Below are 25,653 nucleotides of genomic sequence, written 5' to 3'. Positions count from 1 at the left end.
CATGAACCGCGGCCTGCTATCAGCCCCCACCCCGCAGCTCTCGTTGTTCGATGAGCCGGTCGTGCCGCCGCCGCAGGCCGAGCCACAGGCGGTGCTGGCCCCCGCGCCGGTGCATGTGGCGCCGCCGTCGGCGCCGGCCGTCCCGATCGCCGATGTGCTGGCGCCTGCCGTGTTTCGCCACCCGCAGGCGCGGCGCGAGATCCGCCTCGATGACCATGTGGTGGCCTACGCGCTGCGTCGCGCGCGCCGCAAGAGCATCGGCTTCGTCGTCGGCCTCGACGGGCTCAGCGTGGCCGCGCCCAAGTGGGTGGGCATTGGCGAGATCGAGTCGGCCCTGCGCGAGAAGAGCGGCTGGATCCTGCGCAAGCTGGCCGAGCAGCAAGAGCGGTCGCAACGCCTGCAGGCCGCCAAGGTCGACTGGCGCGATGGCACCGGCATCCCGTTCCTGGGCGAGACCGTCATCATCGTGATCGATGCGCGCGCCGGCCTCACCAAGGGCGGCGCTGTGCTCAATACCGACGCGCAGGCCCTGCCCGGTGTGCCGCGCCTCACGCTGCACATCGGCCTGCCCCAGACAGCCACGCCCGAGCAGATTCGAGACGTGGTGCAGAGCTGGCTGCAGCGCCAGGCGCGCCGCATCTTCGAAGAGCGCTGCCGCCACTTCGCGCCTCAACTCGGCGTGCGCTACACCAAGCTGAGCCTGTCGTCCGCCCAGACGCGCTGGGGCAGCGCCGGCGCCGATGGCGCGATCCGCTTCAACTGGCGCCTCATCCATTTCGCGATGCCGCAGATCGACTACGTGGTGGCGCACGAACTGGCGCACTTGCGCGAGATGAACCACAGCCAGCGCTTCTGGGACGTGGTGCGCTCGGTCATGCCCGACTACGAACAAGTCCGCAGCACCCTGAAAGACGACGTCCTGCCGGTGTTTGATTAGGCCCCCAGTCGCTGCCTTCCTGCCCCCAAGGGGCTGCCCAGCGGCCGGCAAAGGCGGTTCCGCGGGCGAGGCTTGAAGGGCACCTCGCTTCGCTTTTGCTGTCCCGCGGGCACAATCCCCGCGCCATGCATCGCTACTCCTTCCGTCAGCTCCTGCTGGTCGCCTTCCTGCTGATTGCCGTGTTGCTCAGCGCGGCGTCGCTGCGCGGGCTGTACTCGCTCGAAGCGCTGCTGCGCCAGAGCAGCGAGGGCGCGCGGCAGGCGGTGGCACACACCGCCGACGCGCAGGTGCTCGCCGAGCGAACGGTGGCAATGGAGCGTGCGGCGCGCCAGTTTCTGGTGCTCGACGACCCGGTGCTGCGCCAGCGGTTCGAAGAAGCGACGCGCGACGCGGTCGATGCGCTCGCCCGCCTGGCCGACCGCCGCGTGCCGTCCAAGCTCGCGGCCGATTGGCGCAGCACCGAGACCTTCATCGAGGAGCAACTGCGCGGCCCGCAGGTCGAGGTGCGTACGCGCGAGGCGGCGGTCACGGCGGCCTTTCGCGAGCTGGAGGGCATCAACAGCGCGATCGCCGAACAAGTGCGCGTGGCGACCGAAGCGCGCAACCAGGTGCTGATGGACGAGCTGGAGGCCGGGCGCGCCGAGCTGGGGCGCCAGATCCTGGGTGCCATCGTGGTGGCGATCGTGATGGCGCTCGGCTTCGGCGTGTGGCTCGCGCGCCCGCTCAAGCGCCTGGAGCGCGCGGTGGTCGCGCTGGGCGAGAACCGGCTCGACACGCCGATCGAGATCCGGGGCCCGGCCGACGTGCGCCTGCTCGGGCGCCGCCTGGAGTGGCTGCGCCTGCGCCTGGCCGAGCTCGATTCCGACAAGTCGCGCTTTCTGCGCCATGTGTCGCACGAGCTGAAGACGCCGCTGGCCGCCTTGCGCGAGGGCGTCTCGCTGCTCGAAGAAGGCGTGACCGGCACGCTCAGCGACGACCAGCGCGAGGTGGCGCGCATCCTGCGCCAGAACACCGCCGTGCTGCAGGGCCAGATCGAAGACCTGCTGCGCTTCAACGCCGCGGCCTTCGAGGCACGCCGGCTGGTGCGCCGCAAGACCGAGCTGGTGTCGCTGATCAAGGAACTGGTCGCGCAGCAGCGGCTGCAATGGCAGGCCCGCCAGCTGGCGGTGCGGGTCGAGGGCGATGCGCTCACCGCCGAGGTCGACCCCGACAAGTTGGGAACTGCGCTCGGCAACCTGCTCTCCAACGCGATCCGGTTCAGCCCGGTGGGCGCTACCATCCGTTTTTCAGTGACGCGCGTGCCGGGCCGAGCCTGCATCGACATCGTGGACCAGGGCCCCGGTGTCGCCGCATCGGACCGGGCCCGTGTGTTCGAACCTTTCTACCGCGGTGAGCGGCAACCGAGCGACGCCGTGCGCGGCAGTGGCATCGGCCTGTCGATCGTGCATGAGTACATCACGGCCCATGGCGGGCAGATCGAACTCCTGGACGACGGCCCTGGCGCTCACTTTCACATCGAGTTGCCGCATGCCCGTTAGCTCACTTCTCCGTCTCGGCGTGGCGCTGTCCGCGGGGCTCGCACTGGCCGGATGCATTCCGCTGCAGCCCGAGGCCGCCCCGGCGCCGACACCGCCCGCACCGGCACCCGCGCCGGCGGTGGTCGTGCTGCCCGCGCCTGCGCAACCCGAGCCGGCCGATCTGGCTGCACGCCGCTTTCTGGCCTATCACGATCAACTGCGGCAGATGTCGCCCAACGACCTGGGTGCCGAGATCACACGGCTGAACGCCATCGTCACCAGCAACGCCTCGGCCGCGCCGGCCGAGAGCGTGCTCGATCTGGCCCTGGCCTTGTCGATGCAGCACAACGGCAACGATGTGGTGCGCTCGCTCGGCATGCTGGAGCAGCTGGCGCGCACCAACACGCCCGAACTCGCTCCCATGCAGCCCTTGGTGCGCCTGTTGCTCGGTCGCGTGAGTGAGCAGCGCCGCCTCGAAGACCTGCTGTCGCGCGAGGCCGCGCAGCGCCGCGAACAGCAGCGCAACCTGCAGCAGCTCAGCGAAAAACTCGAGGCGCTCAAGGCCATCGAGCGCAGCATGACGGCGCGACCACCGTCGAGCGGGCCGGTGGGCACACCGGCCGCATCGTCAGCGGCCTCTGCGCCGCGGGCGCCCTGAGCAACGGCAGGCAAGCGCCATGGCCAACGTGCTGCTGGTCGACGACGACCCCGACCTGCTCAAGCTGCTGTCCATGCGGCTGAGCGCCGCCGGGCACCACGTCACGTCGGTCGAGTCGGCCGAGGCGGCGCTCACGCAACTCGCCGTGGCGCGCCCGCAGCTCGTGGTGAGCGACGTGCAACTGCCCGGGCGCGACGGGCTTGCGCTGTACGACGAGATCCGCAAGCGCCACCCGAGCCTGCCGGTGATCCTGCTCACGGCGCACGGCACCATCCCTGATGCGGTCGACGCCACTGCGCGCGGCGTCTTCAGCTACCTCACCAAGCCGTACGACGGCAAGGCGCTGCTCGACAAGGTCAACGAAGCGCTGGCGCTCGCGTCGCCCGCAAGCGAGGCGAGCGACGGCGACGAGGCCTGGCGCCAGGGCATCGTCAGCCGCTCCAACGGCATGTCCGAGCTGCTGACCGAGGCCAAGATGGTGGCTGCCTCGGACGCCAGCGTGCTGATCCGCGGCGAAAGCGGCAGCGGCAAGGAGTTGCTGGCTCAGGCCATCCACCGCGCGAGCCCGCGGGCCGGCAAGCCTTTCGTGGCCGTGAACTGCAGCGCGATCCCCGAGGCCTTGCTCGAATCCGAGCTCTTCGGCCACGTGAAGGGCTCCTTCACCGGCGCCGTGGCCAACCACCGGGGGCTTTTCGTCGCAGCCAACGGCGGCACGCTCTTTCTCGACGAGATCGGTGACATGCCGCCCGCGCTTCAGGTCAAGCTGCTGCGCGTGCTCCAGGAGCGCACCGTCCGGCCGGTGGGCGCGAGCCAGGCGGTGCCGGTGGATGTGCGCATCCTCTCGGCCACGCACCGCGACCTCGACGCCGCCATGGCGCAGGGCGAATTCCGCGAAGACCTGTACTACCGGCTCAATGTCGTGTCGCTGCATCTGCCGACGCTCACCGAGCGCCGCGAAGACATCCCGTTGCTCGTCAATCACTTCGTTTCGCAGCTGAGCGAAAAGTACGGCAAGCGGCTCACGGGCTTCGCGCCTGACGCGATGAAGGCGCTGACCACCGCAAGCTGGCCCGGCAATGTGCGCCAGTTGCACAACGTGGTCGAGCAGGTGTGCGCGCTGACCACCACGCCGCTGATTCCGCTCGCGCTCGTGCAGCGCGCGTTGCGTGTGCCGACCGTCGAGGTGCAGACCTACGCTCAGGCGCGCGAGCGCTTCGAGCGCGACTACCTGGTGGGCTTGCTCAAGCTCACCGACGGCAACGTGGCCGACGCCGCCCGGCTGGCCGACCGCAACCGCACCGAGTTCTACCGCCTGCTGCAGCGGCACGGCCTGACGCCGGGGCAGTTCCGCGCCGATCCGCCGTCTGAATAGTCGGGTCGCAGTCGTTGACGCAGCGCAGCAAGCCTGTCGCTGCGCAGAGACAGGCCGCCAGGCCGCGTATCTCCTGGGGTTTGTCACTCTTACTGGACCGCCTGTCGCTGCTCGGCGACAGAAACGGGGGGTTTCGGCCCGTTTCGCGGGCCGATCGGCGAGTTGCTCGCCGCGACTCGCGCAAGTCCTTGATTCGTGGGCTTTTTTGCTCTTGGCACGGGCGTTGCGCTGAACCTGTCAGGTGGCCCATGTCGGGCTGCCGCGAATTCACACAGGCCCAGCGTTTTGCCCATCAAACAGCCGAATACCGCCTCATTGCGTGTCTCCATCCACGAAGCCCTTCGTGAATCAGCGACACGGCTTGTCTTCGCCCTGTTCCCCCTGTTTCTTCTGTGCGCAGCCCTGCCGGGCCGCGCGTTCGCCTTCGGCTTCGACGATGTGGCCCAACGCGCCCAGGCCATCGCCGCCAAGCCCTATGCGGCTCCCAAGGACACGCTGCCGGCCGACCTGAAGGCGCTCGACTACGACGGCTACCGCGACATCCGCTTCAAGCCCGAACGTGCGCTGTGGCGCCAGGAGGCCCTGCCGTTCGAGCTGATGTTCTTCCACCTCGGCAAGTTCCAGACGCTGCCGGTGCAGATCCACGAGATCACCCCGCAGGGCGTGCGGCACGTGGCCTTCGACCGCAAGGATTTCGACTACGGCAAGAACAAGCTCGCGCCCGAGAAGTGGGGCGACCTCGGCTTTGCGGGCTTTCGCGTGCATTACGCGCTGAACAACAACGCCTACAAGGACGAGCTGGTGGTCTTTCTCGGCGCGAGCTACTTCCGCGCGCTGGGCAAGGGCCAGCACTACGGGCTGTCGGCGCGTGGCCTGGCCATCGACACCGTCGGCGGGCAGGGCGAAGAGTTTCCGCGCTTCACCGAGTTCTGGATCGAGCGCCCCGCGGCGGGCGCCACCGAGCTTGTGATCCACGCTCTGCTCGATTCGCCGCGCGCCACGGGGGCCTACCGCTTCACGCTGCGCCCGGGCAATGACACCAGCGCAAACACGGTGGCCGACGTGAAGGCGCGGGTCTATCTGCGCGCCGGTGTGGCCACGCTTGGCGTGGCGCCGCTCACGAGCATGTTCCACCACGGCGAGAACTCGCCACCGGTGAACGACTTCCGCCCCGAGGTGCACGACTCCGACGGCCTGATGCTCGCCAGCGGCGACGGCAAGGGCGGTGTCGAGTGGCTGTGGCGCCCGCTGATCAACCCCAAGCGCACGCTCGTGACTTCGTTCGCCTCGCAGGAGCCCAAGGGCTTCGGCCTGATGCAGCGCGACCGCACGGCGGCCAACTACGAAGACACCGAGGCGGTGTACGAGAAGCGCCCGAGCGCCTGGGTCGAACCGGTGGGCAACTGGGGGCCGGGGCGTGTCGAGCTGATGCTCCTGCACACGCCCGACGAGACCGACGACAACGTGGTCGCCTACTGGGTGCCCGAGAAGCTCCCTGCGCCCGGCCAGCCGTTCGACTTTGCGTACCGCCTGCACCTGCAGGGCGAGCAGCAGCAGCGCCCGCCCGCGGGCTGGGCGGTGCAGAGCCGCTTCGGTCATGGCTTCGTGGCACGCACCGCCAAGCGCGACCCGAACGAAGTGCAGTACGTCGTCGACTTCGACGGCCCGGCGCTGCGCGCGCTCAAGAGTGACGCGACGGTGAAGGCCGTCGTGAGCGCTGGCGCCAACGCCCGCATCGTCGAAAGCAATGCCTATCGCAACCCCACCACGGGAACGTGGCGCATGACCGTGCGCGCGACCCGTTCGCAACCGGCGCAGCCCGCCGAGTTGCGCGCCTTCTTGCAGAGCGGCGAGAGCGCTCTGACCGAAACCTGGACCACCGTCATTCAACCGGAGTGAGCCCCATGCAACACCCAGCTGGCGCCAGCACGCCCCCCATCCTTCGCGGCAGCATGGTTGCGCAACCCTGGCGTGGATTCACGCGCAGCGTTGTCGACCTGATCCTCGGTCGCCGTCGCGACAGCGTCGGCCCTGCGCTCCCCGCCGGGCCGCAAGCCGACTGGGAGCGTGCCGCCACGCGCCGCCGCCGCGTGCTGCTCGCCTTGGTGGCGATGTCGGCCGCGCTCGCCACGGCTTTGCTCGACAACGTGCTGCCCGCGCAAGAGGCGACTTGGCTGCGTAGCTTACAGATCGGTCTCTACGGGCTGCTCTTCGCCTGGGTGTCGGCCGGCTTCTTCACCGCCATGATGGGCTTCTGGGTGCTGTGGCGCGGGGACCGCCATGCGATGTCGGCAAGTTCGGTCGGCCACGATCCGATCCACCGCGACGCGCGCACCGCGATCATCATGCCCATCTGCAACGAGCAGGTGAGCACGGTGTTCGCGGGTCTGCGGGCCACCTGGGAATCGCTCTCGGCCACCGGCGCATCGAGCCTGTTCGACGTCTACGTGCTGTCGGACACCAACGACCCCGAGATTCGCGCCGCCGAGTTGGCTGCCTGGGGCGCGCTGCGGGCGGAGTGTGGCGGCGACACGCGCATCTACTACCGCTGGCGCCAGCGCCGCACCAAGCGCAAGGCCGGCAACGTGGCCGACTTCTGCCGCCGCTTCGGGCGCAAGTACCGCTACATGGTCGTGCTCGACGCGGACAGCGTGATGAGCGGCGATTGCCTGGTGAAGCTGGTGCGCCTGATGGAGGCGAACCCCAGCGCCGGCATCATGCAGACGGCACCGCAGGCCTGCGGCCTCGACACCGTGCACGCCCGCTCGCAACAATTTGCCGGCCGCGTGGCCGGGCGGCTGTTCACCGCCGGCATGCAGTACTGGCAGCTCGGTGAATCGCACTACTGGGGCCACAACGCGATCATCCGCGTCGAGCCCTTCATGAAGCACTGCGGCCTGGCCCCTTTGCCGGGGCACGGCGGCCTGGCCGGTGAGATCCTGTCGCACGACTTCGTCGAAGCGGCGCTGATGCGCCGCGCCGGCTACCACGTCTGGCTGGTGCACGACCTGCATGGCAGCTACGAACAGCAGCCGCCCAACCTGCTCGAAGAACTGCAGCGCGACCGCCGCTGGTGCCAGGGCAACCTGCAGAACGCGCGCCTGATCGCCGAGCCCGGCCTGCACGGCGTGCACCGCGCCATGCTGCTCACTGGCGCGCTGGCCTATCTGTCGGCGCCGCTGTGGCTGGCTTTCGTGCTGCTCGGCGCAGGCCTGTGGATGTTCGGCGAGCGCACGCTCTTCAATGCCAGCGAGTCGGTTCCGATCGAAGTGGCGGGCCTGTGGTTCACCACCGCGGTGATGCTCGCGCTGCCGCGCGTGATGGGCGTGATCTCGATCGTGATGCACAAGCAGCAAAGTCGCTACGGCGGCACCGGTGCGCTGGTGCGTGGTGCGGCGATCGAAGGCGGTCTGTCGGTGCTGCAGGCTCCGGTCCGGATGATGGCGCACACGCTGTTCGTGGTGGTGGCGCTCACCGGTCTCAAGCTCGACTGGAAGTCACCCCCGCGCGAAGCCAACGACATCGGCTGGGACGATGCGCTGCGCCGCTTCGGCCCCATCAGCATGGCGGTCCTCGCGCTGGCGGCCGTGCTCGCCTGGGCGCAGCCGCAGGCCACGCTGTGGCTGATGCCCATGGGCCTGCCGCTGCTGCTGGCCGTGCCGCTCATCGTGCTCACCAGCCGCTCTGCCCTGGGCCAGCGCCTGCTCGCGAGCCGCCTGCTGCTGACGCCCGAAGAGCACAACGCACCGCGCGTGCTGCGCCGGGCCTGGGCGCACGCGCGCCAGGCCGGCCCGACGATGCGTTGGCGCGATGCCCTCACCGACCCGTGGCTGTTCGAGGTGGTGCGTGGTGCCATGGGCCCGCGCAACACCAACTGGGGCACGCGCGGCAAGGCCCGCAAGCTGATGTTGAGCGGTTTGCTGGCCAACCAGGGCGCCGAGCAATTGAGTGCCGAGCACCGCATGCGCCTGCTGAGCGAGCCGCAGAGCATCGTGCGCGTGCGCGACCAACTCGCAGCGAATGCAGCGAACCCGCTGCGCGCTAGCTGGCGCGATGGCGAGCCGGAGGCGCTGCGCGCCTGAGAAAGAGTCTGCTGGGGCAGGCCGTCGGGCCTGGCTCAGCGCCGCTCCGGCGCCACCCCTTCGAGTTGCGCCACGAGCCGCGCGTGCGCCGCCAGATCCACCGGCCGGTGTTTCGGCGTGGTGGATGCCGGGTACGCACCGAGGTAGTTGCCGCCCTTGCGGTCTTGCGCCGGCCGCACCGGCCGGGCCGTGAAGCCTCCGCCGCAGTTGGAGCACACGTTGCGCAAGATCGTGGTCGCGCAAGCAAGGCAGAAGGTGCATTCGAAGCTGCAGATCATCGCGTCGGTGGCTGCGGGTGGCAGGGCCTTCGCGCAGTGTTCGCAGATGGGTCGCAGTTCGAGCATCGGTTTCTCCGGGCGTGATCGTGGCGTGCAATCGTGGGGCGAGGCTTTCAGGGTCGCGGCTCGGTCAGCCACTTGTGCGCAAGCCGTACCCACAGCGTGGCGCCGAGCGGGATCAGCTCGTCATTGAAGTCGTAGCTCGGGTTGTGCAGCATGCACGGGCCGAGACCATGGCCGCCAATGCGGTGCGCGCCGTCACCGTTGCCGATGAGAAAGTAGCAGCCGGGCTTTTCGAGCAGGTAGTAGCTGAAGTCTTCGGCGCCCATGGTGGGCTCGAACTCGAGCACGTTCTCTGCACCGACCACCTCGGCCATCACCTTGCGCGCAAAGGCCGTTTCGGCCGGGTGGTTGATGGTCGGTGGGTAGTTGCGATTGAACTTGAACTCGCAAGTTGCACCGAACGCGGCGCAGGTGTGCTCGGCCATCTCTTTCATGCGCTGCTCGAAGAGATCGAGCAGCTCCAGCGTGAAGGTGCGCACCGTGCCTTGCAGCGTGACGCTGTCGGGCACCACGTTGGTAGCTTCGCCAGCCTCGACCATGGTCACCGAGATCACACCCGGGTCGATCGGCCGCTTGTTGCGCGAGACGATCGTCTGGAAGCCGAGGATCAGTTGCGCGGCCACCGGCACGGGGTCGGTGCCGAGGTCGGGCATGGCCGCGTGCGAGCCCTTGCCGCGGATGGTGATGACGAACTCGTTGCTGGACGCGAAGCAGGGCCCGTTCTTGAGCGCGAACTGCCCGGCCTTCATGCCCGGCCAGTTGTGTGCGCCGAACACCGCTTCCATCGGGAACAGCGTGAAGAGCCCGTCCTTGATCATCTCCCGCGCGCCGCCGCCGCCTTCTTCGGCGGGCTGGAAGATCAGGTAGACCGTGCCGGCGAAGTCGCGGTTCTTCTCGTTGGCGAAGTGCTTGGCCGCCGCGAGCAGCATGGCGGTGTGGCCGTCGTGCCCGCAGGCATGCATGCGGCCGAGGTACTTGCTCGCATGCGGAAAGCTGTTGCGCTCGGTGATCGGCAGGGCATCGATGTCGGCACGCAGGCCGACGGCGCGATCGCTCGGGCCGCGCGTTCCCTTCACGATGCCCACCACGCCGGTCGTGCCCAGGCCGCGGTGAATGGGGATGCCCCATTCGGTGAGCTTGGCGGCGATCAGGTCGGAGGTGCGCTTCTCTTCGAAGCACAACTCGGGGTGGGCGTGGATTTCGCGTCGCAACGCGGTGGCGGCCGCCGCGTCAGCCAGGATGGATTCGATCAACTGCATGTCTCGGCTCCTCAAGGCGCACGGCCTCGCGGGTGGCGAGGGGGTGCAGAGAATGAGCCAGTTTACTGACTGACGGGGTTGGCGAGGGTCTTAATTGAGGTTCACGCCCGGGACGCTGACCGGTACCTCGGAAGAGTTGCCTGTGCCATTGCCTAGCGCGCCGGAACCGCCGTAGCCCCAGGCCCACACGCTGCCGTCAGACAGCTCGACCAGCGTGTGGCTCATGGCCGTTGCCACGTCGCGCACCGGATGGGGCAGCGTGGTCACGCGGTGGGGCATGCCGAAGTGGGGGTCGGTGGCGTCGAATGCTCGCCCTACGGCGGCGTGCTCGCCCAGTGCGGACCAACTGAACAGTTGACCGCTGGCGTCGATCGCATAGGTCACGCCCGCCCAGCTGCTGATCACCCGGCGGATCTGCGTCAGGCCGGGTACCTGGGTGGGCGCGGTTCGCGAGATGGTGGTGCTGTCGCCGAACTCGCCGCGGCTGTTGTCGCCCCAGGCCCAAACCGAGCCGTCCTGCCCGGCGGCAAAGCAGCGAAAGTGATTGCATGAAGCATCGGCCACCGGGGGCAGGCCCATCACCTCGTTTGCGACCACGGTGAACACGAAGGCGAAGGTGGGCGTGTCGCGCGTGGTCCGGCTTGGCGCTAGTTGGTACAGGCGGCCGTCGGTGGCGATGGCCGCCGGGCAACTGCCGGTGCTCAATGCGCTGATCGGCGGCAGGCCGCTGACTTGCGTCGGAGTGATCATGCGAAGCGCTGTGCCATGGTTGGGTTCGGCGATGCCGTGCACGGCCCAGACCGTACCGTCGCTGCGCAGCGAGAGCCAGACCTGGTCCTGAGTCTGGCAGTTCAGCGGGGCTGTCTGTACGCTGGTGCCGAACTGCGGTACCAGCACGGGCAGGTCGATCACGCTGTACACATCGTGCGGCGCGTCACCGAAGCTGCCGTTGCCGTCCTTGCCCCAGGCGCGCACGCTGCCGTCGGTGGCGATCGCGGTGGTGCCAAATGCACCCGCGACGGCTACAACGCCTGCTACGCCACTCAGGTTCGATAACAAGCTCACCGTTGTGCCGGGAATCGGGGTGCGCGCGGTGGCACCCTCCATGCGCGCGCCCCACATGAGCACCTGCCCATCGGCCCGCACGGCGAGTGAATAGTCGAAGTCTGTGGCCAGCCGTGGGGCTCGCACGGTCACGGGACTCGCCGGAGGCGAGGGTGGGGGCGCAGGAGGATCTCCACCCCCGTCTCCGCCGCACGAGGCGAGCGCCGAAACTGCCGCAAACACCAATGCCAGCCGCCGCGTGTGCGCGGACGCGATCTGCGGACCATCGTGTGGTTTCTCCCTTTCGCTGCATCTTGGCGAACGGATGGGGCGGCGTACATCCCCGCGAGCCCGGGGATGTGCCGATCACACGACAAGTGCTCGCTTCAGCGCTTGACCTTGCCGTCTTCCGTCAGCATCGACAGCTCGACGAAGTGCGAGGCCACGTGGTCGCGAGCACCGAAGCCCACGTTGAAGCCGCCGAGGTTCGCGCCCTGCACCGATTCCATGGCGGTGATGAACGCTTCGCGTGTCGGGTTGCGGCCGGCGCGCTTGAGGCCTTCGGCGAAGACCTTGGCAGCCACGTAGCCCTCCATGCTCGAATAGTTGAGCGTGGCGCCGCGGCCGACCTTGGCGACGGCCTCCTGGTATTCGCGCGAGATCGGCGTGGTGCTCGAGAAGGGCGAGGGCATCACCTGGCTGATCATGATGCCGCGCGCCTCGCGGCCCAGCTCATCAGCCAGCGCCTGCGTGCCCACGAACGACACGTTGTAGAAGGTGCCGCCGTAGCCGGCCTTGCGGGCCTCGCGGATGAACGCGGCCGACGACTTGTAGGCGCTGATCTGCACCACTGCTTCGGGCTTGGCGGCCACGATGTTCTTCACGGCCTGGGCGACGTCGACCGTATTGCGCTCCACCGTGCCGGTGGCGACCGGCGCCAGGTTGGAGGGCTTGAGGGCGCGAACCACGCCGTCCAGGCCCGCCTTGCCGTAGGCGTCGTTCTGGTGGAACACCGCGATCTTGGTGAGGCCGAGCGAGGTGAGGTTCTTGACGATCAACGCCGTCTCGTCGAAATACGAGGCGCGGATGTGGAACACGTTCTTGCTGAACGGCTCGCGCAGCGATTCGGCGCCGGTGAAGGGGCCGAAGAAGATCGTCTTGGATTCGTTGGCCACGGGCAGCGCGGCCAGGCAGGTGGGCGTGCCCACGTAGCCGAACAGCGCAAACACGTTGTCCTTGGTGATGAAGCGCTCGGTGTTGGCCTTGCAGCGGTCGGGCTCGTAGCCGTCGTCCAGCGTGCGCAGCTCGATCGTGCTCCCGTTCACCCCACCGGCCACGTTCAACGCATCGAAGTAGATCTTGGCGCCTTCGTTCATCTGGATGCCCAGCTGCGCGGCCGGGCCGCTGAAGGCGGCCGACTGGCCGAGGACGATGCGGCGTTCGGCTTGTGCGAACGAGGGCAGGGCCAAGGCAGCGCTGGTGGCCACCATGTTCTGGAGCAGGGTACGGCGTTTCATGGTCTTGGATGAGGCTGGGGGAGGGGAGCCAAGCCCTTGTGAGGCCTGGCCGTCGGGAGAAATCGAGGTTCGCACGGCCGTGCGATTGAGGCTCAGTGTAAACCCTAGGTTCTTGAGGCCCAAGCCCCGGCTGGCGCGTGTTCCAGGGCCCTGTGCAATAGTTCCCGAATGACCAGCCACACCGTCCGTGCCGCCTGCCCGCACGACTGCCCCGACACCTGCGCCATCCGCGTCACGGTCGAAGACGGCCGGGCCATCCGCGTGCAGGGCGACCCCGATCACCCGCCCACCCATGGCGCGCTGTGTACCAAGGTTTCGCGTTACACCGAGCGCAGCTACCACCCTGAGCGTGTGCTGCATCCGCTCAAGCGCAGCGGCCCCAAGGGAAGTGGCCAGTTCGTGCGCGTGAGCTGGCAGGAAGCGCTTGCCGACATCGCCGCGCGGCTCGCCGAGATCGCATCGCGCAACCCCGAGGCCGTCGTGCCGTACAGCTACGCGGGCACCATGGGGCTGCTGCAGGGCGAGAGCATGGACCGGCGCTTCTTTCACAAGCTCGGCGCCTCGCTGCTCGACCGCACCATCTGTGCCTCAGCCGGGGCCGATGCGCTGACTGCCACCTACGGCAACCGCGTGGGCATGCACCTCGAGCATTTCGCCGAGAGCCGGCTGATCCTGATCTGGGGCAGCAACTCGATCGCCTCGAACCTCCACTTCTGGACGTTCGCGCAAAAGGCCAAGCGCGACGGCGCCAGGCTGATCTGCATCGACCCGCGCAAGACGGAGACCGCCGACAAATGCCACCAGCACATCGCGCTGCTGCCCGGCACCGACGGCGCGCTCGCGCTCGGCCTGATGCACGAGCTGATCGCCAACGACTGGCTCGACCACGACTACGTCGAGCGCCACACCGAAGGCTGGCCTCTGCTTCGCGAACGCGCGATGCAATGGACGCCCGAGCGCACCGCCGAGACCTGCGGCATCACCGCTGACGAGGTGCGACAACTGGCGCGCGACTACGCGACGACGAAGCCCGCCTCCATCCGCCTCAACTACGGCATGCAGCGCGTGCGCGGTGGTGGCAACGCGGTGCGGCTGATCGCGATCCTGCCCTGCCTGGTGGGTGCGTGGCGGCACCGTGCGGGCGGCTTGCTGCTGTCGGCATCGGGCTGGTTCCCGAAGGACGCACAGGCCTTGCAGCGGCCGGACCTGATCGGCGCGCGCAGGCCGCGCACCATCAACATGAGCACCATCGGCGACGACTTGTTGAGAGACAGTTCACCTGCCTTCGGGCCCAAGATCGAGGCGCTCGTCGTCTACAACAGCAACCCGGTGGCGGTGGCGCCCGAGTCGCCCAAGGTCGCGCAGGGCTTCGCGCGCGACGACCTCTTCACCGTGGTGCTCGAACACTTCATGACCGACACCGCCGATCTGGGCGATTACGTGCTGCCCGCCACCACGCAGCTCGAGCACCTCGACGTGCACACCAGCTACGGCCACACTTATGCGCTCATCAACGAGCCGGCGATCGCGCCGGTCGGTGAGGCCAAGCCCAACACGCAGGTGTTCCGCGAGCTGGCAGCGCTGATGGGTTTCACCGAGCCTTGCTTCAAGGACAGCGACGAGGCCATGGCGCGTGCCGCGTTCAAGCAGCCGGTGAGCTTCGACGCGCTGCGCGAGCACGGGTGGGTCAAGCTGCCGTTGCCCGAAGCGCCGTTCGCGCAAGGCGGCTTCCCGAGCGCCAGCGGCAAGTGCCAGATCGATGCGCCGGGCCTGGGTGTGCCCGACCACCTGCCCAACTACGAATCGGTGCAGTCGGCGCCAGACCTTGCGCGGCGCTTCCCGCTCGCGATGATCTCGCCGCCGGCACGCAACTTCCTCAACTCCAGCTTCGTCAACGTGAAGAGCCTGCGCGACATCGAGGCCGAGCCCGTGCTGGAGATGCACCCGAGCGATGCCGCGGTGCGCGGCCTGCAAGGCGGTGAGCTGGTGCGCGTGTTCAACGAGCGCGGCCAGTATTGGTGCAGCCTTCGGCTCAACGATCGCGCGCGGCCGGGGGTGGTCAACGGGCTGGGCATCTGGTGGCGAAAGTTCGGCGTGAACGGCCGGAACGTGAACGAACTCACGCATCAACAGCTCACGGACCTCGGGCGCGCTCCAACGTTCTACGACTGCCTGGTCGAGGTCGCACGCGCCGACGCGTGAGAGCGCACCCTCGGGCCTGATGGCACGGCTCTTGCCAACGTCTGTCCTCGTTTTTGACGAGGACACGAATGACAAGACGTTGTGGGGGGCGCGCAGCCAAGGGGCTGCGTGGCGCGATGGTGTGTGCGGGCAGCCTGGCCCTGTGGGCCTGCGCGTCGAGCGCCCGTGCCGCAGAAATCACTGATCCGGTCGATGCGCTGAAGGCGCTGCAGGCGGCCACCGACATGCTCTGGCTGATCGCAGCCGGTGCGCTGGTGTTCTTCATGCAGGCCGGGTTCGCCTTGCTCGAATCTGGCATGAGCCGAGCGAAGAACGCGATCAACGTCATCATGAAGAACTTCTGCGACATGTGCTTCGGCGCGGTCGCGTTCTGGGCCATCGGGTTCGGGCTGATGTTCGGCAGCAACGCCAGCGGCTGGATCGGCGCCAGCCACTTCTTCGTGCACCAGGTGGCCGAATCCGACTACGGCATGCTCTTCTTCCAGATGATGTTCGCTGCCACGGCGGCCACCATCGTGAGCGGTGCGGTGGCCGAGCGCATGCGCTTCTCCGGCTACATCTTCGGCTCGGTCATCATCACCGGGCTCATCTACCCGGTGTTCGGCGCCTGGGCCTGGGGCTCGCTGTATGGCGGCACCGGCTGGTTGAAGGAGCTCGGCTTCATCGACTTTGCCGGTTCCACCGTCGTGCACTCGGTGGGTGGCTGGGCCGCGCTCGCCGCCGTGCTGGTCCTGGGGCCGCGCCTCGGGCGCTTCGGGCCGAAGGGCGAGATTCGCCCCATCCTGGGCCACAACCTCACGTCGGTCGCGCTGGGCGGCTTCATTCTCTGGCTCGGCTGGTTCGGCTTCAACGGCGGCAGCACTGCGGCTGCGCAGGTGGGCATCGGCAAGATCGTGCTGAACACCCATCTCGCGGGCTCGGCCGGTGCCATCGGCGCGCTGCTGTGGCTGGGCGTATCGCGCCAGCCGGTGCTGATGACCGGCGCGATCAACGGCGCCATTGCCGGCCTGGTGGGCATCACCGCCGGCTGCCATGTCATGGAACCCGCCTATGCACTGCTCACCGGCTTCGTGGCGGGCGGCCTGAGTGTGATTGCGGGCCGGGTGCTGGAGCGCGCACGCATCGACGACGTGGTGGGGGCGGTCTCGGTGCACGCGGTGGGGGGCGTGTGGGGCACGCTGGCCGCGGGCCTGTTCAACAGCGCTGCCATGTTCAGCCCGGCACAGTTGGGCGTGCAGGCGCTGGGCTGCGCGGTGGCCTTTGTCTGGGCCTTCGGGAGCTCGTTGCTGATGTACGCCGTGATTGGCCGGACCATCGGCTTGCGCGTCGATACGCTCGCCGAACAGCGGGGTCTCGACTTCACGGAACACTACGAGGTGGGCTACCCCGAGTTCCAGCAGGAAGCCGTGCACCGCGGCAAGGCCGCGGCCTGAGAACTCCGGAGACCTTGATGCCCTTTGCGATCGATGACCCGGTGTCGGCGCGGCGTGCGCTGGCCCATGCGCTGTCCGAATACCTCGACAGTGCGCGTGTGAAAGAAGCCGTGGCCATGTGGAGCCTGCAGTTCGAAGGCCAGGGTTCGCTCTTCGTCGGCCTGAACCGCTACTGCCGCCAGGTGGCGACTTCCTTCGACCTTCCGGGCAAGGAGGCCGAGCTGCACTTGCGCATCTTCCGCGCGCTGCAAACCGACGCGAGCCAGCTGCCCGACGATCCGCTGTCCACGCCGATGCCGCTGGCGCCGAGCCCGAGGGTCGTGCCGCAAAGCGCCTCCAGCGCGGGCGTGATCGAGGCGTTCTTCGAATCGGTGGAGAGCCAGGTGGCGCGCCAAGCGCACGGGCACTCGCTGCGCAGCGTGGCAATGCAGCATGCACGCGCGCTTCCGCAGCCGCTGCAGCGTGCGGTGCTGTCGTGGTGGAGCGGCACCGCTCCCGGGCTTGCCGGCAACTGGCCGCCTCAGGCGGGCGGTACGCGGGTCATCAACGTCATCTACGTGGCCCTGGCCGATTGCCTGGGGCCCACGCGCGCCGACCAGCTCTTCACGAACGCGGTGGGGCAATTGGAGAACTCGGCCCAGCCCTCGCACCGCCAGATTCGCACCTACCTCTGAGCAGGCGCTGACAGAGCAGGCTCTAGACTGGGCCGCATGATCAAGCGGCGAATCTGGTGGATAAGTGCGTTGGTGCTCGGTGGGCTCGGGGCCGGGCTGGGCGGCTGCAGCTCGATGCGCTATTACGCGCAATCGGTGGGCGGGCACATGAGCCTCTTGAACCAGGCGCGCCCGGTCGACGACTGGATCGCCGACCCGACGGCTCCCGAGCCCTTGCGTGAACGGCTGCTGCTCAGCCAGCGCATGCGCGACTTCGCCGTGGCCGAACTCAAGCTGCCCGACAACGCGAGCTACCGCCGCTACGCCGACCTGCAGCGCAATGCCGCGGTGTGGAACGTGGTCGCGGCCCCCGAACTCAGCCTCACGCTCAAGACGTGGTGCTTCCCGGTCGTGGGCTGCGTGGGCTACCGCGGCTACTACGACAAGGAGGCGGCCGAGGCGCTCGCCGCCGAGGTGCGCACGCAGGGGCTGGAGGCCATCGTGCAAGCCATCCCGGCCTACTCCACGCTCGGCAAGCTGCCGGGTGACTACTTCAGCGACCCGCTGCTCAACACGTTCATTCGCTGGCCCGAAGGCGAGCTCGCGCGAATGATCTTCCACGAGTTGGCGCATCAGGTCGCGTACGCGAGCGGCGACACCATGTTCAACGAGTCGTTCGCAACCACCGTGGAGCGCCTGGGCGGGCGGCAGTGGTTGCACGAGCACGCGAGCCCCGAGGCGCGCGCCGAGTACGAAGCGCTCGAAGCGCGCCGCAGCGATTTTCGTCGCCTGACCCTGCAGGCGCGTGCCGACCTCGACGCCGTCTACCGCAACCCGGCGCTCAGCGACGACGCCAAGCGCAGCGCCAAGGCCGACCGTTTTGCCCGCCTGCGCGCCGACTACGCGGTGATGAAGGCCGAGCGCTGGAACGGCTTTGCCGGCTACGACGCCTGGTTCGAACGGGCCAACAACGCGTCGCTCGGCGTGCTGGCGGCCTACAACGAACTCGTGCCTCAGTTCGAGCGCCTGTTCGAGCGCGAGGGACGAGACTACGAGCGCTTCTATGCCGAGGTGCGGCGTTTGGCCGCATTGCCGCAGGCCGAGCGCCGCGCGACACTCGGCCCCTGAGAAGAGCACGGAGACCCCCACATGCCCGACATCCACATCCACCGCGAGCATGCGTTCGGCTTGGCCAAGGCGCGCAAGATCGCCCACAAATGGGCCGAAGACGCGGAGAAGAAGTTCGAGATGGAATGCACCATCGTCGAAGGCGAAGACTGCGACACGGTGGAGTTCAAGCGCAGCGGCGTGAATGGCCGGCTGCTGGTCGCGGCGGATCACTTCGAGCTGAATGCCAAGCTGGGCTTTCTGCTCGGGGCCTTTGCCAAATCGATCGAAGGCGAGATCGAGAAGAACCTCGATCAGCTGCTGGCCCAGGGCGCCAAGCCCAAGGCCGCAGCGAAGAAGGCCGGCAAGAAGTAGCCGGCCATGGTGGACGACAAGGCCGGGCTCAGCCCTCCTTGAGCTCCTCGATCAGGTCGATGTAGCTCTGCATGGCCTCTTCCTTCGGCGTGCCCTTCGCCATGTTCCAGGCATCCCACTTGGCGCGCGCGATCATGTCGGTGAAGCCGGGGCGCTTGCTCTCCACATCGCCCTCGCTGCCTTGCTTGTACAGCGCGTACAGGCGCAGCAGCGTCATGTTGTCGGGCTTCTCGGGCAGGTTGAGCGAGTCTGCCCGCGCTTGGTCGAACTTGGCTTGGAGGTCGGCCATGGTGTTGTCTCCGTTGTGGATGGAATTGGGAATGGACGCGCGGATTGTTACCCAGCATCCTGCGGCAAAGACTAGGGAAGGAACTCTGACATGAGTGCTGGCGCCGAACGCATGTCGCGGGTCGATACCGCCTGGCTGCGCATGGACAACGACGTCAACCTGATGCTGATCGTGGGCGTGCTGCTCATCGAGCCGCGCCTGGGCCATGCAGAGCTGTGCGAGCGGGTCCAGAGCAAGCTGCTCAAGTACGGCCGCTTTCGCCAGAAGGTGGTCGAAGACGCGATGGGCGCGAGCTGGGTCGACGACGAAGACTTCGACATCCGCCGCCACGTTCGCCGCGAGAAGCTCGCGCGCCGGCCGGGCCAGAGTGCGCAGGCGGCCTTGCAGGCGCGCGTGGGCGAGCTCTCGATGACGCCGCTGGATAGCTCGCGCCCGCTGTGGCAGTTTCACCTGATCGACAACTATGAAGGCGGCAGCGCGTTGATCGCGCGCATCCACCACTGCATTGCCGACGGCATTGCGCTGATCTCGGTGGTGCTGTCCATCACCGATGGCGGCACCGACCCGCCCTCGCGCGGCCGACGCCGCCAACACGCGCCGGCCAACGAAGATGCCGACTGGCTGAGCGACGCCGTGATGCGACCGCTGACGGATGTTGCGCTCAAGGCCATCCAGCTCTACGGCACCGGCATGGCCAAGTCGGTGGATCTCTTGGCCCGGCCGCAGCAGCCCCTTGTCGGCACGCTCGACGCGGCGCGCGTGGGCTACCAGGTGATCTCGGACGCCAGCGCGATGCTGCTCATGCCCGATGACTCGCCCACGCGACTCAAGGGCAAGCCCGTCGGTGCCAAGCGGGTGGCCTGGGGTGAACCGCTGCCTCTCGATGCGGTCAAGGCCATCGGCAAGGCGCTGGACTGTTCCGTGAACGACGTGCTGCTGGCCTGCGTGGCCGGTGCCATCGGAGGCTACCTGCGCGATTCGGGCGAAGACACCGCCGGCAAGGAGATCCGCGCAATGGTGCCGGTGAACCTGCGGCCGATGGAGAAGGCCTACAAGCTCGGCAACCAGTTCGGCCTGGTGCCACTGGTGCTGCCGATCGGCATCGTGAACCCGGTGGAGCGCGTCTACGCGGTGAAGGCTCGCATGGCCGAGCTCAAGGGCAGCTACCAGCCGCTGCTGGCGTTCGCAGTGCTTGCGGTGGCGGGCCTGCTGATCAAGCCCGCACAGGATGCGCTGCTCAACCTCTTTGCGCGCAAGACCACGCTGGTCATGACCAATGTGCCGGGGCCTGCCGAGCCGCTCAAGCTCTGCGGCTCGACGCTGCGGCAGGTGATGTTCTGGGTGCCGCAGTCGGGGGAGATCGGGGTAGGGGTGTCGATCCTGTCGTATGGGGGCGCGGTGCAGTTCGGGTTGATCACGGACGCGCAGCTGTGTGCAGATCCGCAGCTGGTGGTTGATCGATTCGGTCCGGAGTTTGAGAGGTTGTTGATGGTGACGTTGATGTTGCCTTGGGAGTGACGTTGCCCGTGCCGGTGCCCGAGTTCTTGCTCGTGCTTGTGCCCGATCACACGGTGCGGTCGCGAATCACAACCCGCTCAGCCTGAGGTATCGAAGGCCCGCTCCGGACGCACCGCAACAAACTCCCTTCACGAAGGCGAATACCGCCCCGCCACCCCCGCATACACCTTCGACAAGGGCGCCGCGTAGTCACCCAGCTTGCTGGTGCCCAAGCCGAGCGCCACCAGGCTCTCAGCCAACTTCACCCCGGCCGCGACACCGTCCACCACGGGCACACCCAGTTCGGACTGCAGCCGCGAACACAGGTCCGCCATCCCTGCACAGCCCAGCACGATCGCCCCGGAGCGGTCTCGTGAGAGAGCTTCCCGCGCACTCGCCAGGATGCGGGCATACGCATCGCTTGCCGGATCGTCCAACTCCAGCACCGCGATGTCCGTGCCGTGGATGCCGCGGCAGTGCCGCTCGAAGCCGTAGGACTGCACCAGGTGCTCGGCGATGACGCAGGTTCGGGTGAGCGTGGTCACCACCGAGAACCCGGTGGCCAGAAGCGATGCGAAGTGGAAGGCCGCTTCGGCGATGCCGATGACCGGGCCGCGCGCCAGCTCGCGTGCGGCGTGCAGGCCCGGGTCGCCGAAGCAGGCGATCACGTGCGCCTGCATGCCCACCGCCTCGCCTTCGAGCACCTGTTCGCACACCCCGGCGGCCGCCCACACATCGTCGTAGTGGCCTTCGATCGAGGGCGGGCCGAAGCTCGGCTGCGCAGCTTCGATCTGCGTGCCCGGCGCGGCCACGGCGCGGGCTGCCTCGGCAATCTTGACCGTCATCGCGTGGCTGGTGTTGGGGTTGATCACCTGGATCTTCATGGTGGCTCTCCGGTGCACCGCGCACCAGTTTGTATACAAAGTGAGGGGCGTTGGCCTGCGTGCGAGCAAGTCGCGCGCCCATTGCCGCGAGAGATCGCGGCCTGTAGCCGCCCCAAACGCGGGCGTGCCGTTTCGCATTGCTGACATGGCGGGGCGCGACCGATGGCGCGCTGCGCCCTCTTTCTGTGTGCTGAACATGGCACATGCATTGCATACAAGCGCCGACATGAATGCCGCCGACTCCAGTCTGGTGCTCACCGCGCTCGTCAAGCGCTACGGCCACACAGTGGCTGTCGATGGCATCGACCTTCGCATCGCGTCCGGCAGCTACTGCTGCCTGCTTGGGCCGTCGGGCTGCGGCAAGACCTCCACGCTTCGCATGATTGCGGGCCATGAACTGGCGAGCGATGGACAGATCCTGCTCGGTGGCAAGTACATCACCCACGCCGCCGCGGCCGACCGCGGCACGGCCATGATGTTCCAGAGCTACGCGCTGTTCCCGCACCTGTCGGTGCTCGAAAACGTGGCCTTCAGCTGGAAGATGCGCGGCAAGCCGCCCGCGCTCCGCCATGCGCGGGCCAAGGAGTTGCTGGCCCTTGTCTCGATGACGCCCTACCTGCAGCGCCTGCCGAGCGAACTGTCGGGTGGGCAGCAGCAGCGCGTGGCCTTGGCACGTGCGCTGATGACGGAGCCGCGCGTGCTGCTGCTCGACGAGCCTCTGTCGGCACTCGATCCATTCCTGCGCGTGCAGATGCGTGCCGAGTTGAAGCGATGGCAGCAGGAGCTGGGCTTCACATTCGTGCATGTCACCCACTCTCAGGAAGAAGCGATGGCACTTGCCGACCAGGTGGTCGTGATGAACAACGGCCGCATCGAGCAGACCGGCTCGCCGCGCGAGGTGTTCAACGCGCCACGCTCCGAGTTCGTGGCGCGCTTCATGGGCGCACACAACGTGATTGCCTCGCCCCACGGCGCGGTCGCTGTGCGCTCCGACCGCATGCAACTGGCCCGCAGTGCCGGCGCCTCGACGCGCCCTGCGGCGGTGAAGTCCATCGAATACCAAGGCACCTACGTGCAGCTCAGCTTGGCCCCCCAGGGCGAGGCCACCGATGCGCAATGGACGGCCACGCTCCCTGATGCCGACTTCGACGCTTCGCCCTGGGAGCCGGGAGACACGGCGCATGTCTCTTGGCTGCCGCAGGCCGCGCATGCGTTGCAGGCCGGCGCCTGACCCACCTCGCGTTCACATCCATCACCTGCCCTCACGAAGGAGCCCGACCATGTCCGACCCGCACGACAAGACCGCCCCGCCCGACACGGCACGCCGCACGCTGCTCAAGGGGGCCGTAGGGAGTGCCGTTGCCGGTGGCACGGCAATGGGCTTTCCCTTCGTGCATGCGCAAGAGAAGATCACGCTGCGCTACCTGGGCACCGCGGTGAACCAGGACAAGGCCATCGCCGAGAAGTTCGAGAAGGACACCGGCATCAAGATCCAGTACATCCCGGTCACGACGGACGACGTCACCAAGCGCGCAGTGACGGCGCCCAACAGCTTCGACCTGATCGACACCGAGTACTTCTCGCTCAAGAAGATCATCCCGACCGGCAACCTGCTGGGCATCGACACCAAGCGCATCAAGAACGCCGACAGGATCACCACGCTCTTCACCAAGGGCGAAGCGGGTGGCAAGAAGGTGGGTGACCAGGGCACAGCCCCGAAAAAGGTGATGTACCTGGAGAAGCCTGACAGCAAGACCTTCAGCGCGGCGCCCACGCAGTTCATGACGCTGATCCCCACCGTCTACAACGCCGACACGCTGGGCATTCGCCCCGACCTGATCAAGCGGCCCATCGAATCGTGGAAGGAGTTGCTCAACCCCGAGTTCAAGGGCAAGGCCGCCATCCTCAACATCCCGAGCATCGGAATCATGGACGCGGCGATGGTCGTGGAGGCCATGGGTCTCTACAAGTACCCCGACAAGGGCAACATGACCAAGAAGGAGATCGACCTCACGATCAAGACGCTGATCGAGGCCAAGAAGGCCGGCCAGTTTCGCGCGCTGTGGAAAGACTTCAACGAGAGCGTGAACCTGATGGCCTCGGGCGAGGTGGTGATCCAGTCCATGTGGTCGCCGGCCGTCACGGCCGTGCGCACCAAGGGCATCGCCTGCACCTTCCAGCCGCTGAAGGAGGGCTACCGTGCCTGGGCTGCGGGCTTCGGCGTGCCGAAGTCGGTCACCGGCAAGAAGGCCGACGCGGTGTACGAATTCATCAACTGGTTCCTCGACGGCTGGGCCGGCGCCTACCTCAACCGCCAGGGCTACTACAGCGCCGTGCTCGACACGGCCAAGGCCAAGATGGAAGCCTACGAGTGGGCCTACTGGATGGAGGGCAAGCCCGCCACACAGGACATCAAGTCACCCAACGGCGATCTCTTGGCCAAGGCCGGCGCGGTGCGCGACGGCGGCAGCTATGAGCAACGCATGGGCGGCATTGCGTGCTGGAACGCGATCATGGATGAGAACGCGTACATGGTGCAGAAGTGGAACGAGTTCGTCGCGGCTTGATCGCGAATCGGGTGGTGCGTTGGCCTGTGCGCACCACCAACCGCTCGGCCTGAGGTATCGAAGGCCCGCTCAGGCCGCACCGGGCTTCGATACCTCAGCCTGAGCGGTTTCCTCCTTCGCGGGTTCCACTCGTTTGTCGCTTCACCCACCCAGCATGAGCACCCCCAAGACCCTCCGCCTGAGCGCCTGGCTGCAAGCCACGCCGTTCACGCTGGTCTTCGTGCTCTTTCTCGTGCTGCCGCTGGTGCTGGTGGCGGCGGTGAGCTTGTGGCGCGCCACCGACTACGAGCTGATCCCGGCCTTCACCGCCCAGAATTACATCGATGTCTTCAGCGGCTGCTCGAGCACCGGCGAGCTGTGCGTCACGCTCAAGACTTACCTCTCGACGCTCAAGTTCTGCTTCCTGGTCTGGCTGATCACGCTCGTGATCGGCTTCATGGTGGCCTACTTCCTGGCGTTTCACGTGCGCTCGGTGGGCGCACAGACGCTGCTCTTCATCTTGTGCACCGTGCCGTTCTGGACGTCCAACGTCATCCGCATGATCTCGTGGGTGCCATTGCTCGGGCGCAACGGCGTGATCAACCAGGCACTGATGGGGGCCCACATCATCGACAGCCCCATCGAGTGGCTGCTCTTCAGCGACTTCTCGGTGGTGCTTGCCTTCGTGCACCTGTACACGATGTTCATGATCGTGCCCATCTTCAACTCGATGATGCGCATTGACCGCGCTTTGCTCGAGGCTGCGCGCGACAACGGCGCGAGCGGCTGGCAGACGGTGTGGAACGTGATCGTGCCGCTGTGCCGCACCGGCATCGTCATCGGCTCGATCTTCGTCATCACCATCGTGATGGGCGACTTCGTCACCATCGGCGTGATGGGCGGGCAGCAGATCGCCTCCGTCGGCAAGATCATTCAGGTGCAGACCAGCTACCTGCAGTTCCCGATGGCCGCGGCCAATGCGGTGATCCTCTTGATCGTCACGCTCATGATGATCTGGGGCCTGACAAGGCTCGTCGACATCCGCAAGGAGCTGTGATGAACGAAGGCACGCGCCCCGCCTCCTTCTACGCGCTGGCGTTGCTGTTCGCGCTCTTCGTGCTGTTTCTCTACGGCCCGATGCTGACCATCTTCGTGCTCAGCTTCCAGGGGCCCGAAGGCGGGCTGACCTTCCCGATGCGCGGCGTCTCGCTGCACTGGTTCGGCAAGCTGTGGGAAGGCATGGGCGTGGTCGACGTTGCTGCGGCCTTCCGCCGCTCGGTGGCACTGGGCACGGTGGTGATGCTCTTCACCGTGCTGCTGTCGCTGAGTGCGGGCCTCGCGTTTCGCAAGAAGTTCGCCGGCTCCGGGCTCTTGTTCTACACCGCGGTGGCCAGCCTGATCATGCCGTCCATCGTGGTGTCGCTGGGCATCGGCCTGCAGTTCCGCCTCGTGGACACCCTGGTGAAAAGCGGTCTCGAAGCGATTGGCCTCGGGTCCTGGCTCGAAGACTACGGTACCGCGATGGGGCTGTATACCTCGGCGCTGGGGGCCCACCTGACCTGGACGCTGCCCTTCGGCCTGCTGATCATGCTGGCCGTCTTCAACCGCTTCAACCCGGCTTTCGAGGAGGCGGCGAGTGACCTGGGTGCCACGCCGTGGCAGAGGTTCCGCCACGTGGTGCTGCCGCTGATCGCCCCCAGCCTGGTGGGCGTGGGCATGTTCGGCTTCACGCTCAGCTGGGACGAGATCGCCCGCACCTCGCAGGCCATCGGCGACGTGAACACTCTGCCGCTGGAGCTGCAAGGCCTCACCAGCACCGTCACCACGCCGGCCATCTATGCACTGGGCACCGTGACCACGGTGGTGTCGTTTGCCGTGATGGGCGGCACGCTGGCCCTGATGAAGCTGCTCAAACGCAAGCCGGTGCGCTGACGGCAATG

At 67.4% G+C, this 25,653-nt stretch carries 22 protein-coding genes; 16 read left to right on the top strand and 6 right to left on the bottom strand.

The features are described 5' to 3' along the window. The first annotated feature begins 1 nt into the window (after position 1). The 6 genes from AC1KAR_RS07175 (at position 2) to mdoH (ending at position 8,566) form a co-directional block, all read left to right on the top strand. A complete protein-coding gene (locus AC1KAR_RS07175; protein WP_480315951.1) occupies positions 2-937 on the top strand; it encodes a M48 family metallopeptidase in 936 nt (311 codons plus the stop codon). Positions 938-1,062: 125 nt separating this feature from the next. Continuing rightward, on the top strand, positions 1,063-2,475 hold the full coding sequence (locus AC1KAR_RS07170) for a sensor histidine kinase (RefSeq protein ID WP_480315949.1): 1,413 nt from the start codon (positions 1,063-1,065) through the stop codon (positions 2,473-2,475). After that, positions 2,465-3,112, top strand: coding sequence for a hypothetical protein (locus AC1KAR_RS07165; protein ID WP_480315947.1), 648 nt, complete (start codon positions 2,465-2,467; stop codon positions 3,110-3,112). Before AC1KAR_RS07170 ends, AC1KAR_RS07165 begins: the two co-directional genes overlap by 11 nt. Positions 3,113-3,131: 19 nt before the next feature. Continuing rightward, positions 3,132-4,484 (top strand): sigma 54-interacting transcriptional regulator, encoded by a 1,353-nt coding sequence (locus AC1KAR_RS07160; RefSeq protein ID WP_480315945.1) that lies wholly within the window; start codon positions 3,132-3,134, stop codon positions 4,482-4,484. A gap of 381 nt (positions 4,485-4,865) precedes the next feature. Beyond that, entirely contained in the window at positions 4,866-6,383 is a 1,518-nt protein-coding gene (locus AC1KAR_RS07155) for a glucan biosynthesis protein G (RefSeq protein WP_480317793.1), read from the top strand. A gap of 5 nt (positions 6,384-6,388) precedes the next feature. Further along, complete coding sequence (mdoH, locus tag AC1KAR_RS07150; protein WP_480315943.1) at positions 6,389-8,566, top strand: glucans biosynthesis glucosyltransferase MdoH; 2,178 nt, start codon at positions 6,389-6,391, stop codon at positions 8,564-8,566. A 35-nt stretch (positions 8,567-8,601) separates the two neighbouring features. Here the strand turns inward: mdoH and AC1KAR_RS07145 are convergent, their stop codons facing one another. The 4 genes from AC1KAR_RS07145 to AC1KAR_RS07130 form a co-directional block, all read right to left on the bottom strand. Further along, positions 8,602-8,910: a DUF1272 domain-containing protein gene (locus AC1KAR_RS07145; RefSeq protein WP_480315941.1), complete on the bottom strand. Its 309-nt coding sequence runs from the start codon at positions 8,908-8,910 to the stop codon at positions 8,602-8,604. Between the two features lie 47 nt (positions 8,911-8,957). Further along, on the bottom strand, positions 8,958-10,166 hold the full coding sequence (locus AC1KAR_RS07140) for a M20 aminoacylase family protein (protein ID WP_480315939.1): 1,209 nt from the start codon (positions 10,164-10,166) through the stop codon (positions 8,958-8,960). 90 nt (positions 10,167-10,256) lie between these two features. Further along, positions 10,257-11,363, bottom strand: a complete 1,107-nt coding sequence (locus tag AC1KAR_RS07135; protein ID WP_480315937.1) for an RCC1 domain-containing protein — start codon at positions 11,361-11,363, stop codon at positions 10,257-10,259. A gap of 233 nt (positions 11,364-11,596) precedes the next feature. Further along, entirely contained in the window at positions 11,597-12,727 is a 1,131-nt protein-coding gene (locus tag AC1KAR_RS07130) for an ABC transporter substrate-binding protein (RefSeq protein WP_480315935.1), read from the bottom strand. 168 nt (positions 12,728-12,895) lie between these two features. Between AC1KAR_RS07130 and AC1KAR_RS07125 the strand changes: the two genes are divergently transcribed. The 5 genes from AC1KAR_RS07125 to AC1KAR_RS07105 all read left to right on the top strand — a co-directional run bounded on the left by AC1KAR_RS07125 (position 12,896) and on the right by AC1KAR_RS07105 (position 18,497). Beyond that, positions 12,896-14,929, top strand: a complete 2,034-nt coding sequence (locus AC1KAR_RS07125) for a molybdopterin-containing oxidoreductase family protein (protein ID WP_480315933.1) — start codon at positions 12,896-12,898, stop codon at positions 14,927-14,929. 68 nt (positions 14,930-14,997) lie between these two features. Continuing rightward, on the top strand, positions 14,998-16,362 hold the full coding sequence (locus AC1KAR_RS07120) for an ammonium transporter (protein ID WP_480315931.1): 1,365 nt from the start codon (positions 14,998-15,000) through the stop codon (positions 16,360-16,362). Positions 16,363-16,379: 17 nt separating this feature from the next. Continuing rightward, the gene (locus AC1KAR_RS07115) at positions 16,380-17,036 is read left to right on the top strand and encodes a hypothetical protein (RefSeq protein WP_480315929.1); all 657 of its coding nucleotides are present in this window, start codon (positions 16,380-16,382) and stop codon (positions 17,034-17,036) included. Between the two features lie 36 nt (positions 17,037-17,072). Further along, positions 17,073-18,143 (top strand): aminopeptidase, encoded by a 1,071-nt coding sequence (locus tag AC1KAR_RS07110; protein ID WP_480315927.1) that lies wholly within the window; start codon positions 17,073-17,075, stop codon positions 18,141-18,143. 21 nt (positions 18,144-18,164) lie between these two features. After that, complete coding sequence (locus AC1KAR_RS07105) at positions 18,165-18,497, top strand: polyhydroxyalkanoic acid system family protein (protein ID WP_480315925.1); 333 nt, start codon at positions 18,165-18,167, stop codon at positions 18,495-18,497. 28 nt (positions 18,498-18,525) lie between these two features. On the opposite strand, the gene AC1KAR_RS07100 is transcribed toward AC1KAR_RS07105, so the two are convergent. Beyond that, positions 18,526-18,786, bottom strand: a complete 261-nt coding sequence (locus AC1KAR_RS07100; RefSeq protein ID WP_480315923.1) for an acyl-CoA-binding protein — start codon at positions 18,784-18,786, stop codon at positions 18,526-18,528. Positions 18,787-18,876: 90 nt separating this feature from the next. Here AC1KAR_RS07100 and AC1KAR_RS07095 point away from each other — a divergent pair, with 90 nt between their 5' ends. After that, positions 18,877-20,304: a wax ester/triacylglycerol synthase family O-acyltransferase gene (locus tag AC1KAR_RS07095; RefSeq protein WP_480315921.1), complete on the top strand. Its 1,428-nt coding sequence runs from the start codon at positions 18,877-18,879 to the stop codon at positions 20,302-20,304. A 128-nt stretch (positions 20,305-20,432) separates the two neighbouring features. Here AC1KAR_RS07095 and AC1KAR_RS07090 read toward each other — a convergent pair whose 3' ends face one another. Then, positions 20,433-21,167 carry an aspartate/glutamate racemase family protein gene (locus AC1KAR_RS07090; protein ID WP_480315919.1) on the bottom strand — a complete coding sequence of 245 codons (735 nt, stop codon included), beginning with the start codon at positions 21,165-21,167 and terminating at the stop codon, positions 20,433-20,435. 226 nt (positions 21,168-21,393) lie between these two features. Here AC1KAR_RS07090 and AC1KAR_RS07085 point away from each other — a divergent pair, with 226 nt between their 5' ends. The 4 genes from AC1KAR_RS07085 to AC1KAR_RS07070 all read left to right on the top strand — a co-directional run bounded on the left by AC1KAR_RS07085 (position 21,394) and on the right by AC1KAR_RS07070 (position 25,645). Next, entirely contained in the window at positions 21,394-22,398 is a 1,005-nt protein-coding gene (locus AC1KAR_RS07085) for an ABC transporter ATP-binding protein (RefSeq protein WP_480315917.1), read from the top strand. 49 nt (positions 22,399-22,447) lie between these two features. After that, complete coding sequence (locus AC1KAR_RS07080) at positions 22,448-23,734, top strand: ABC transporter substrate-binding protein (protein ID WP_480315915.1); 1,287 nt, start codon at positions 22,448-22,450, stop codon at positions 23,732-23,734. Between the two features lie 154 nt (positions 23,735-23,888). Continuing rightward, entirely contained in the window at positions 23,889-24,770 is an 882-nt protein-coding gene (locus AC1KAR_RS07075; RefSeq protein WP_480315913.1) for an ABC transporter permease, read from the top strand. After that, the gene (locus AC1KAR_RS07070) at positions 24,770-25,645 is read left to right on the top strand and encodes an ABC transporter permease (RefSeq protein WP_480315911.1); all 876 of its coding nucleotides are present in this window, start codon (positions 24,770-24,772) and stop codon (positions 25,643-25,645) included. The genes AC1KAR_RS07075 and AC1KAR_RS07070 overlap by 1 nt, the downstream gene beginning before the upstream one ends. Positions 25,646-25,653: the final 8 nt, after the last annotated feature.

This window comes from Piscinibacter sp. PDB1-1 (assembly GCF_056675995.1).
Note: the sequence above shows the minus strand (reverse complement) of the source record. Positions and strands in the feature narration are given on the sequence as shown.